This is a genomic window from Acidithiobacillus sp. TH-A35 (assembly GCF_057473505.1).
Map to the genome: position 1 here is coordinate 1 of NZ_JBYCKR010000125.1, position 3,779 is coordinate 3,779.

A 3,779-nucleotide genomic window follows, 5' to 3' on the forward strand; every position below is an offset into this window, starting at 1 on the left:
GCATACACTTCGTCAAACAGAAAACCCACATCGGCCTGCCCCTGCAGTATGGCCTTGAGTACGCCCTGATAACTGCCGGTGAACACAAATTCGAGACGCGCCCGGTCTATGCCTGCTTTATCCAGCAGAAACAGGCCTACCATGTGAATCAGCGTGGCGGGATGGGCGGAAGCGATGCGGATACGCGTCGGCAAATCCGCAACCTCCTGTATCGGGACAGCCGCCGAACTGCATAAGTACACTTCATCAAAATGGTCACGCGGCTTGGCAATAGGCACAAAATCCAGTTTCTGAACATACTGCACCCAGTCAAAGGGGTTTGCATAAACCAGGTCGTATTGATTGGCGAGAACCGCTGCACGACAGGCATCAAAACCATCATAGTGCTGAAAATGCATCACCTGCCCGAGGTGACGCTGCAGATAGGTGTTCATCAAAAACCACCCCGGAAGATTTTTTCCGGAATAATTGGGATCCACTGTAAAGTTCAGGGTGGACTCCCCTGCTGTGTCAGAAGATGGCATATTTCGGGACCCTCAAATATTAAAATCCACCGGTATTTCACCGAGAATGTTGAGGTGAATATTAAATGGCGTCATGTATTTCATGGCCGTCATCATGGATCCCTTGAATTTGAGCCGTCGGGTCATCAACGCCGACTTTCCACTGATCTCCCCGGACAGAATTTTTTTCCAGTGGTCCATGTTCGTCCACATGATGAAGTCGCGTCGCCGTCCGTCAGAAGGTCCGGTGTAGATGACTTTCCCCGCCTTGCAGAACAGCATGACATGCGGGATATCCGGGCGATCTTCAATGTAGTACTCCCAAGTGGCATTGAAGTTTTTCAGATCTTTCTGGATTTCCGGGTGCGTATCCCACTGCTTGCCCACCAGGCGAATCCACTCCGTACTCATAAATTTTGCTGCCATAATCGGAGCCCCCGCTCTCAACACCTTGATTATCAAATCACATGATAACATCACCATTTAAATATATTGTTATATGTCAACAACGAGATGATTTCTGTTAATTCTCTAGTTAGGCGCTTTTGGGATTTTCGCCAGTGGCTAACAAATGCTGGAGAATAATACCGGACAATAACACCCCGAAGAGCGCGGGCATAAAGGAAATGGTGCCATTGACCGTTTTGGCCCTCCCGCCCGGAGTGGATACTTCCGGGGGAGGGGCTGCCCGGCGCGGGGATTCATCGGAAAAGACGGTCTGCACGTCCAGGGACGCGCCATTTTTGCGCAGCAGGGCACGTAACTCACGGGCCAGCGGGCATTTTTCCGTCTGGTTGAGCCTGGCGACGCGAACCCGGCGGGGGTCAAGACGGTTGCCCGCCCCCATGCTGGAAAAGACGGGTAAACCCAGGGTCTGCGCCGTCTGGATAAGGATCGCTTTGCAGGCGATGGCATCAATGCAATCCGCAACCACTTCAGCACCGCTGCCCGTCAGCAGGCTTTGGGCATTGTCCGTGTTGATGAACTCCTGACGGATTTCGAGCACGCAATCGGGATGAATGTCGCGAATCCGTGCGGCCATCACCGCCACCTTGGGCTGATCCAGCGTGGAATGCAGGGCGACGAGTTGACGATTGATGTTGGAAATACTGACCACATCGTGGTCAATGAGGGTGATATGCCCCACCCCGGCACGAGCAAGGTTTTCTGCGACATAGCCTCCGACTCCACCGACGCCCGCAATGAGCACATGGCGATCACGCAGGGTCGCGACAGCAGGTGTACCCAGGAGAATCTCGGTGCGGGCAAAAGGATGAGGCATTATGGCGCGTCCTGAAGATGAAATAAGGTAAGGGCATTTTGCGCAGTGACCTGCGCGATTTCCTGAGCCGGAGTATGCCGCAACTGTGCCAGGCTGGCGATAATTTCGCCGAGATACGCCGGTTCATTGCGGGTGCCGGGATGCGCATGCGGTGTTTGCCACGGGGCATCCGTCTCTACCAGCAGAGATTCCGCGGGGAGTATGGCCGCCGTCGCCCGCAGACGCTGGGCGCGCGGGTGGGTGAGTGCGCCGCCCATCCCCAACAAAAATCCCATATCTATCAATCGCTGTGCTTGTACGAGGCTACCGGAGAAGCTGTGTAGCACGCCGCGCAAACCAGGGAAGCGACGTAGCGTCAGGATCACCTCTTCCAGGCTCCGCCGGGCATGGAGAATGACCGGCAGTCCCAATTGCTGTGCCATGGCGAGTTGAGTCGTGAAAGCGGCCCGCTGGCCGGCAGCGTCAGGAGTCCCATCGCCAGCATCGAGCCCGATTTCTCCCAGAGCGACCGCCTGGGTCAGGAGGGTAGCCAAGGTCGCTTCCCATTGGTCATCCCGATCACCCAGATAGAGGGGATGCACACCATAGGCCGGATAAAGTCCAGGGTGATGACGACAGCTTTCCTTGAGCCGGTCCCAATACTTCAGGGTATAGGCAGGGACGATGATTTTGCAGACACCCGCCGTTTCTGCGCGGCGCAGAACCGCATCACGATCATCGTCGAAGGCGGCGTCATCCAGGTGACAATGGCTGTCTATCAGATCATGCACAGGCAGATCTGCGACATTTTCGGCGCCAGAAGCAAGAAAAGGCATCTGCTGATTTTACTGTGGCAAAACTCCGGGGTAAACATGCACTTCGTGCCGGACTGACAGATTCAGCACTTGCTGCAAAGGGCATCTTGGTCTTAAATGACCGGATATGGAGACCACGCTGGAGAAATTATGCGTACGATGACGGCAGACCTGGCCATTTTGGGTAATGGTCCAGTGGCGCGCAGTCTGGTTCTCGCACTGGCGAACAGCCCGCTGCGGGTGCTGATGCTGGATACTTATCCCCTGGCGCAGGCACGACCGCGGCTGACAGACCGCACTGTCGCGCTGGCCTTGGGCAGCCGTCGCCTGCTCAGTCGTCTGGGGGTAGCCATGCCTCTGGCGGATGCCGCGGCCATTCAGACCGTGCAGATTACCCAGCAAGGCATCCGCGGGCAGGTGCGCCTGGAACACAGCCTGCTGAACGCATCGGAGCAAAGACTAGGGGAAGTCGCTGGTCTGGAGACACTGAATGATGCTCTGACCGTGCCGCTGGCGCGTTGTCACACCCTTGAGCAGGAATCACCGGGACCGTTGCAGGCCCTGCAATGGTTTCCGGACCGGGTGCAACTGGACTGGCCTGATTTGCGGGTCGAGACAGCGCTGACGGTGATTGCCGATGGCGGCCATGGCGAACTGGCACGGCTGGCAAGTCTGCGACGCATGGGCTGGGATCATAACCGCCATGCCATCATCGCCACGGTGACCCCGCGGCAGCCCCTGCCCGGCATCGCCTTCGAGCATTTTCTGGAGAGCGGACCGCTGGCCTTCCTGCCTATCGGCAACAACCAATTCTCCATTGTCTGGAGCCTGCGCCCCGGCGATGCCAGCCGTGTACTGGACCTTTCTGATGCAGAATTTGTGGAGGCCCTGAACCGTCAGAGGCCGCCGCAACTGCCGCCACTTGCCAGGACTGGCCTGCGCAGTGTCTATCCCCTGTTTTTCCAGCGGCTCTGGGCCGAGCCCAATCAGCGTTTGGCCTTGGTGGGCAATGCCGCACAGACACTGCATCCTTTGGCCGGTCAAGGTTATAACCTGGGATTGCGGGATGTGCTGACTCTGGGTGCCCTGCTGCGGGAGGCGGCACAGCGCGGTGATGATCCGGGGAGTAAATCGCTACTCAGCGACTATACCCGCATCCGTCGCCGCGACCGGTTGGAAACCATCGCCTTTACCGAGACG

The 3,779-nt window shown here is 57.2% G+C and carries 5 protein-coding genes; 1 reads left to right on the top strand and 4 read right to left on the bottom strand.

Going from position 1 to position 3,779, the window contains the following annotated elements:
- The 4 genes from AC2VNK_RS04465 to AC2VNK_RS04480 form a co-directional block, all read right to left on the bottom strand.
- Nucleotides 1-524, bottom strand: a 524-nt coding sequence (locus tag AC2VNK_RS04465; RefSeq protein WP_486882966.1) for a PhnD/SsuA/transferrin family substrate-binding protein, incomplete at its 3' end; no start/stop codon positions are given.
- Nucleotides 525-536: 12 nt separating this feature from the next.
- The gene (locus tag AC2VNK_RS04470; RefSeq protein ID WP_291521472.1) at nucleotides 537-929 is read right to left on the bottom strand and encodes an SCP2 sterol-binding domain-containing protein; all 393 of its coding nucleotides are present in this window, start codon (nucleotides 927-929) and stop codon (nucleotides 537-539) included.
- A 109-nt stretch (nucleotides 930-1,038) separates the two neighbouring features.
- On the bottom strand, nucleotides 1,039-1,785 hold the full coding sequence (locus AC2VNK_RS04475) for a tRNA threonylcarbamoyladenosine dehydratase (RefSeq protein WP_486882967.1): 747 nt from the start codon (nucleotides 1,783-1,785) through the stop codon (nucleotides 1,039-1,041).
- Nucleotides 1,785-2,600 (bottom strand): TatD family hydrolase, encoded by an 816-nt coding sequence (locus AC2VNK_RS04480; RefSeq protein WP_486882968.1) that lies wholly within the window; start codon nucleotides 2,598-2,600, stop codon nucleotides 1,785-1,787. The genes AC2VNK_RS04475 and AC2VNK_RS04480 overlap by 1 nt, the downstream gene beginning before the upstream one ends.
- A gap of 129 nt (nucleotides 2,601-2,729) precedes the next feature.
- Between AC2VNK_RS04480 and AC2VNK_RS04485 the strand changes: the two genes are divergently transcribed.
- Nucleotides 2,730-3,779 (top strand): FAD-dependent monooxygenase (locus AC2VNK_RS04485; protein WP_486882969.1); only part of this gene is annotated, 1,050 nt, incomplete at its 3' end.

Excerpts from the sequence above, each read along its gene's own strand:
- AC2VNK_RS04480 (WP_486882968.1), bottom strand. The coding sequence starts at position 2,600 with ATGCCTTTTCTTGCTTCTGGCGCCGAAAATGTCGCAGATCTGCCTGTG.
- AC2VNK_RS04470 (WP_291521472.1), bottom strand. The coding sequence starts at position 929 with ATGGCAGCAAAATTTATGAGTACGGAGTGGATTCGCCTGGTGGGCAAG.
- AC2VNK_RS04475 (WP_486882967.1), bottom strand. The coding sequence starts at position 1,785 with ATGCCTCATCCTTTTGCCCGCACCGAGATTCTCCTGGGTACACCTGCT.